Genomic DNA, 6,909 nt, shown 5'->3' on the forward strand with positions numbered 1-6,909 from the left:
AATTTTCCTATCTGAACGATGATGTGAGAGGAAAATTTATGTTTTTTCTCTCGTCATCTTAAAAGAGTATAAAATTTTTCGTTCAAGCACATTGAAGCAGGAATCAAAAAAAAATAGATATTGAAAAAACTACATATTTTTTTAATATTTGTAAAATATACTTATTTCGCCAACCCTGATTCTGCAAAAAAGGTAGGTGAAATACAGGTAAAATTTGTGCGCCAATATTGATTCACCAGCAACGCTAGTTTGATTCACCCGCTAACCATAATACTGCATACCCAGGCAATACCAACTCACAAAAACCTTTATATATAAGATTTCTGCTCATGGCAATGCCTGAACTCAAAAAAATCTGGGCTTGAGATTATATAGTCAAGCAAAAAGATGGTATGCTTAATTTTAATCTACGATATATATATCGATTTTACGTAGATTAATGGTTTCACCTCTCAAATTAAACAAATACGGCTGCTGCTTCAACTCTCAACAATTGAGATGAAGGAATAAATTGTGGTGAATTATTTACAAGAGCATTACTTTCGCTATAAACAAGCGTATTCTACCCGGAGTTTTTTACTTGCTGTTGCATATCTGAGTTTGATGGTTACTGGTTGCAGTCAAAAAACGGCTGTGAATCCGCCAGCTAACTCCAATTCTGCCTCACAGGTTGTGAGTAACAATCAAAATTCCGAAAAAAATTCCGAAAAAAATAATTTAGTTCGCTTGGGATACCAAAAAGGCGGGATTATTCCTATTTCCCGTCAGCGCGGCGACCTAGAAAAGCAGCTAACAACGCAAAATATTAAAGTTGAATGGACTGGCCCTTTTGACCGATGTGCCACACTGTTAGCAACGAGGTAGGGAAGGGAGATGAGGGGGACAAGGGGGACAAGGAGGACAAATGCCCAATGCCCAATGCCCAATGCCCAATGCCCAATGCCCAATGCCCAATGCGTAAGTCTGAATCCCAACAGTTAAATCTCAAATCTGGAATTTTATGACTCACACAACTATTCTTGAATCCTTAGCCACAGACGAATGGTTTATTGATAGTCCTGACTTAGGTGAGTTTGTGGCGATCGCAAAACAAATTCTCTCACACACAGCAGGCGATCGCCAAGAAACTCTCAATACCCTAGAACCCCATTTTGCAACACTTCTAAAAAAACAAGATTGGTTACCAGAACAATTCGCCCAACCTAATCACCATAGCGGTTTAGGCGGTGGTATTGGAGAATGGTTGCTATATCGTTCTCAGGATCGTTCGCTAACTATTTTTAGTTTAGTAATTCCGCCTAATTCAATTACACCTGTTCACGATCATTTATCTTGGGGACTGGTAGGTTTGTATAAAGGCAGACAAGAAGAAACTGTTTACCGTCGCCTAGATAAGGGTGATGTTGCAGGACGGGCGCAGTTACAAAACCTCGGTACTTATAAAGTAAAAAGTGGTGATATTTATCGTCTGTTACCGCCAGATGGAGATATTCATTCAGTCAAAGCGACAACAGTATTTACTCCCTCTATCTCCATTCATGTAAAGGGAAATGATACTGGTAATATTTTGCGACACCACTATCACCCAGAAGCAGAAAGCGTTAAGTCTTTTCGTTCTGGATATTCCAATGCACCTTACAGAGAAAATTCATAAAGAACAACCGGAAGACTATGCCGAGATTTGATAGACCCCAACCACCAGTTTTTGCAAAAGTCGAAGATGAACGCCTTTACCGCAAGCAACGCCTAGCGGCAGCATTTCGCCTATTTGGACGTTTTGGTTTCAGTGAAGGAATCGCAGGCCATATTACCGCCCGTGACCCAGAATTTACTGACCATTTTTGGGTAAATCCTCTAGGAACTTACTTCGGCCATATCCGTGTTTCCGATTTAATTTTGGTTGATAGAGAAGGCGAAGTAGTTAAAGGAGATGCGGCTGTCAATCGCGCCGCCTTTGCTATTCATTCTCAAGTACATGAAGCCCGACCTGATGTCATTGCAGCCGCACACGCCCATTCTCTACATGGGAAATCTTGGTCAAGTTTAGGTCGTTTACTTGACCCTTTAACTCAAGATGCTTGTGCTTTTTATCAAGACCACACCATTTTTGATGATTATAAAGGTGTAGTTCTTGATACTTCAGAAGGTAAAAGAATTGCCGAAGCATTAGGAGAGAAAAAAGCTGTCATTCTTCGCAATCACGGCTTTTTGACAGTAGGAAGAACAGTAGATGAAGCTGCTTGGTGGTATATCACATTTGAGCGCTCGGCTCAAGCACAACTTTTAGCTGAAGCAGCAGGTAAACCAATTTCTATTGATCATGAAATTGCTATTTTAACCCATAGCCAAGTTGGAACTCATGCAGGTGGCTGGTTTAGTTTCCAACCACTTTATAACAGAATTGTCCGCGAAGAACCGGATTTGTTGGAGTAATGGGTATAGGGAATTGGGCATTGGGCATTTATTATTTATCTCCCTTCCCTTATTCCAATGCTTAGGTGCAATCCATTGTAAACATTGCAGATTTTCTTTGCTGGTTGTAAAAAATCACTCAAATGTCAGAAATTTAATCTCAAACAATGATGTAAAACTTATGCAACTACGAGCAATTTTGATGAGAGCATTGTTGACAAAGATACCCAGTAAGAATGAGAGCGATCGCAAAAATTACTATCTGTGTATCAAGAGGCGAGAGCATCTCAGCAAAAAGTTGCTGATAAATTGACATCACCGTCTGCAATCATAACTTATTCATAACCAAGGTAAACATTATGTTTCATGGCATAGAAAAGGAATTGTCGAATGGTGAACCTTGGTCATTTGGTCAATATTCCCAGTTACCACCCGATATTCAGTTATTAGTAGAACAAGAACATATACAGCGAGATATTTGGGAATTACCTTACCCACAATCTAAATGCCATAGAATAGGTAAATTACAATTTAAAAAACATATTTCAGCCTGGAAACTACGTATATTTTGAAAGCTTTATTTAGCAATCATAAAGTTTTGGAGACTGCTTTAGCCACTTTTTGGGTGGTATTCAACTGAGCTAATAGCAAACAATGTTGGGCTTTGTATCAATATTCCCAAATTAATCACACTAGATAAGCTGTCATGCATTTAAATTGGGTACTCCGAACTGCTGTCACAGTTCCAGCATAAGGATTTAGTGTTTTAGCCTTACCCGATCTAAATAACGAACAGCTTATCACATTATTGAAGCGATCGCAATTCTCAAAAACTAAATCGCCAAAGTTTATTGGGTGTAAAATGGGTGTAAATATTGTGAACAAGGCTGAAAGTGTTGGAAAATCAAGGTTAATAAGTAATACTTATGACACTCCTCCATTACGCTTGTCTTTACAAGGCACACACCATCGTTTAAATAATCTGCTTATTTTAAAATTTTATATTTTTGCTCCATAATGAGTATAAGATAAGGTTAAATTAAAGTATAAAAAGGTTAAAATAATATAATTAAATTTTAATTTAACAATAATAATTTTATTGAATATTAAAGATAAGGGCTAATTATTATTAGCTTGTTCTTTGACTTACTATCAACTACTATTTTATCATTTCATCAATAACAGGGTCTTCAGTAACGCATCATATCTTTGATATTCCTGTAGTTCCGATTTTCAGCCTTTGGCAGAATTTATATAAAACCAGATTTCTAAAAAATAAACTATGAATCTTAATATCAAACGAGTTGCTATTGTTGGTGGAAGTAGTGCAGGCTTGTTGTCAGCAGTGACATTAAAACACTTTTTTCCTCAGCTTGAGATCTTACTGATATATAGTCGAAAGCACGCAGCAATAGGTGTAGGTGAGTCTACAACAGCTTGGTTTCCTCAATTTTTACATGAACACCTTAATATTTCCCAGGAAGAATTTTATAAATCAATTTGGCCAGTGTGGAAATTGGGGATTAAATTTGAATGGGGAGTTCCCGATATTTCTCATTTTAACTACACATTTGATCGGCAATTTAGATATGATTCAAAATCCTTAAGTAAAACTCCCGGATTTTATTGTATGCATGACATGAGGCAAGCTAGTAGATATTCAATCCTCATGGATAGGCAACATTCACCATTATTACATGATGGTCAAGGAAATATTAAAATACTTGCTGATGGCTTTGGATATCATATAGATGTTTATGAATTTATAAATTATTTGAGTACAAAAGCATCATCTTTGGGGGTTGATATTCAAGAAATAGAAGTTCTTGATGCTAAATTAGATGAGCAGGGAAATATTCAACATTTGTGTTGTGAAGATGATTTAAAAATTGAGGCAGATTTATTTATAGATTGTTCTGGATTTAAATCACAACTTCTTCGGGGAGTATTAAAGTCAGAATATATATCTTTTAGCGATCGCCTTTTTTGTGACTCTGCAATAGTCGGAAACTGGAAGCGCCAAACTCCAATTTTTCCGTTTACAACTGCAACAACTATGAATTCTGGTTGGCGTTGGCGAATCGATTTAAGAGAACGAGTCAGCTTTGGATATGTCTACTCTTCTAGTTTCTGTAATCAAGACGAAGCTATTCAAGAATATTTGAGCCTTACTCCTTACGCAACTGATGACTTAAGAAAAATATCCTTTAAGTCAGGGAGATATAGAAGGTTTTGGGTTAATAATGTAGTTGCAATTGGTAACGCTTCTGGATTTGTAGAACCTTTAGAATCTACAGGCCAGCACATGATTGTTGAAACTATTTGGCGAGTAGTGCTAGCTTTACAAGATAGCAATCTTCGTCCATCTCCCAAGTTAATCGACGCTACCAATCAGTATATTGCTGATTTATGGGATGAGATTTGTGACTTTTTAACCCTGCATTTTAAGTTTAACCGTAAGTTAGATACCCCTTTTTGGAAGTATTGTCAAGAAAAAACTGATTTGGGATCTATGCAAAATCTTGTAGATCTTTATCAAGATAGTGGGGTTTGTCGAGCGATCGCTCATTTAATCCCTAAATCTAGCATTTTTGAAATAGATGGTTATTTAACTATGTTATGCGGACAACAACTGCCAGTAAAACACTTAAAGCCTCTAACTGAGAGAGAAAGCTCAGAATGGCTGCAATATCGTCAAATATTACATAAAAACCTAGAAGGCTCTTTAAGTCCTCAAGAAGCATTTCATATTTTGGAGAACATTTGGTAGGTTGTTACACCTTTAAATCACATCATCATTGATGAGGTTAGTTGACTGTTGACTATTGACTGTTGACTGTTGACTGCGGTACGGGTGGGTTTACAAGTATCTTCGCTTTTATAACCCGAATCTCGGTAAACCCGCCCCTACAGACTGTCGAAGAGTTGACTGTTATTTTTTTGTTTGAGTGGGTTTAATTACCTGTGTTAACTTTGGCATAAAAATACCATGCTTTGAGCAGTAGTAATAAGTAAAAATGCTACTTTATAAATTTTTTTCTAGCGTAATCTATATTGATTAATCTTCATATCAAATTTCTGTGTTAAGTTATATAGATTTTTATTTTTATAAAAAATAACTAGGCTGGAAATATTATCATGTCTGAATATATTTTTAGATAATAGAAAATTAAATTTTAAAATAAAATAATCAAAAATTTTCGCTCTAAAAAAAGAAAAAAATATATGTTTTTTTCTTAAAGAATTTATTTAAATAAATCCTTGTTATTTTGAAACCGCCACAAAAAATCTAGCTTTGGTTTATAAATTTTTTATGAATAGTATTTTTTTCAAAGATGTATTCATGCTATTTTTATATCCAACAGTAATTCTCATGTGTAACACGTATAAGGAGTAACAAGCAAATAGCTGTTTAGTATGATAATCTGAACGCTTAACGCCTGTACAGCGGAGAAAAAGCTTGTATCCACTTATAGCGAGATATTACTGTATCATCCCAATGGGGTGAGGAATATTCTGTTGTAAAAGTAATTTCTTATAAGACATATTTTCTAACCAAAAAATATGTCTTATATCAGAATGGATTTAAATTTCAACTAAATTGTCATGAACAGAACTTTAACACTCCAGAACGTAGGTATTGCTATTGCAACCAAGAACCACAATCCTAGTGTTCTTACTCCTGATTTTCTCAAATATAGTGGAATTGTCCCTGATGATTGGGAACTGGCACAACAACCAGTTGTAAGCAAGCAAGCTTCTCAAGTAGTCTTTAACAATGCTTTGAGCATTGTTGCTCAACCACAACTTTTAAATTTTTTAGAAGTGGTAATTAATAAAGAAATTACTGATATTCAAGCTCCAGGCATTACTCACAGCTACATCAAAGCACTACCAAATGTAGAATATCAAGCAATAGGGGTAAATTTAAAAGGCTATATCCTGGAATCCCAGTTAGGTAGTAATCAAACAGTGCAAGATTACATGAATTCATTACTAGCTCCTGCGGCTTGGCAAGAGGTTGGTAATGCACCTGTTCTACCAACAATTCAATTAGCATTTACTCTAGATCGGTGTGAATTTAGCTTAGGAATTACAGAAGGGAAACTTTATGTAACTGAACAGGAAACTGTTCCTATTGTTTTATTCACTGGGAATTTTAGCTACGCTGTGACAGGTAACAGCAAAGAAGAAAAGCTACAATCCCTCCATAAATTAATAGATAATTGGCAAACAGATTTAAAGGATTACGTAGAAATTATCAATACTAAATTTCTGCAACCTGAAATTTTCATACAAAATGCACCAGAAAGAATCACAACTGAGATATTAGTTCCGCAACTTTAAAATATCTCAATCACAGTTAAAATTTGGTAAACAAAAAGCTGGATGATATAAATTTATATCAACTATCATCCAGCAATTGGTTCTTTCAAACAATAAAAATATTACTAGTCAACTAGATAATGTATTTACTCACACAATCAAGCAACTGGA

6 protein-coding genes are annotated in these 6,909 nt (G+C 35.6%); all 6 read left to right on the top strand.

The genetic code is table 11. The features are described from left to right. The first annotated feature begins 513 nt into the window (after positions 1–513). Complete coding sequence (locus AACU32_RS06250; protein ID WP_096598812.1) at positions 514–864, top strand: hypothetical protein; 351 nt, start codon at positions 514–516, stop codon at positions 862–864. A gap of 136 nt (positions 865–1,000) precedes the next feature. Continuing rightward, a complete protein-coding gene (locus AACU32_RS06255) occupies positions 1,001–1,654 on the top strand; it encodes a cysteine dioxygenase family protein (protein ID WP_096598813.1) in 654 nt (217 codons plus the stop codon). Between the two features lie 17 nt (positions 1,655–1,671). After that, positions 1,672–2,433: a class II aldolase/adducin family protein gene (locus AACU32_RS06260; protein WP_096598814.1), complete on the top strand. Its 762-nt coding sequence runs from the start codon at positions 1,672–1,674 to the stop codon at positions 2,431–2,433. A 338-nt stretch (positions 2,434–2,771) separates the two neighbouring features. Then, complete coding sequence (locus AACU32_RS06265; protein ID WP_096598815.1) at positions 2,772–2,984, top strand: hypothetical protein; 213 nt, start codon at positions 2,772–2,774, stop codon at positions 2,982–2,984. 710 nt (positions 2,985–3,694) lie between these two features. Continuing rightward, entirely contained in the window at positions 3,695–5,182 is a 1,488-nt protein-coding gene (locus AACU32_RS06270; RefSeq protein WP_096598816.1) for a tryptophan halogenase family protein, read from the top strand. Positions 5,183–6,018: 836 nt separating this feature from the next. Further along, positions 6,019–6,759: a hypothetical protein gene (locus tag AACU32_RS06275; protein ID WP_096598817.1), complete on the top strand. Its 741-nt coding sequence runs from the start codon at positions 6,019–6,021 to the stop codon at positions 6,757–6,759. Positions 6,760–6,909 lie beyond the last annotated feature (150 nt).

The organism is Calothrix sp. NIES-2100 (assembly GCF_963875285.1).
Lineage (GTDB): Bacteria > Cyanobacteriota > Cyanobacteriia > Cyanobacteriales > Nostocaceae > Aulosira.

Excerpts from the sequence above, each read along its gene's own strand:
- AACU32_RS06265 (WP_096598815.1), top strand. The coding sequence starts at position 2,772 with ATGTTTCATGGCATAGAAAAGGAATTGTCGAATGGTGAACCTTGGTCA.
- AACU32_RS06270 (WP_096598816.1), top strand. The coding sequence starts at position 3,695 with ATGAATCTTAATATCAAACGAGTTGCTATTGTTGGTGGAAGTAGTGCA.
- AACU32_RS06275 (WP_096598817.1), top strand. The coding sequence starts at position 6,019 with ATGAACAGAACTTTAACACTCCAGAACGTAGGTATTGCTATTGCAACC.
- AACU32_RS06255 (WP_096598813.1), top strand. The coding sequence starts at position 1,001 with ATGACTCACACAACTATTCTTGAATCCTTAGCCACAGACGAATGGTTT.
- AACU32_RS06260 (WP_096598814.1), top strand. The coding sequence starts at position 1,672 with ATGCCGAGATTTGATAGACCCCAACCACCAGTTTTTGCAAAAGTCGAA.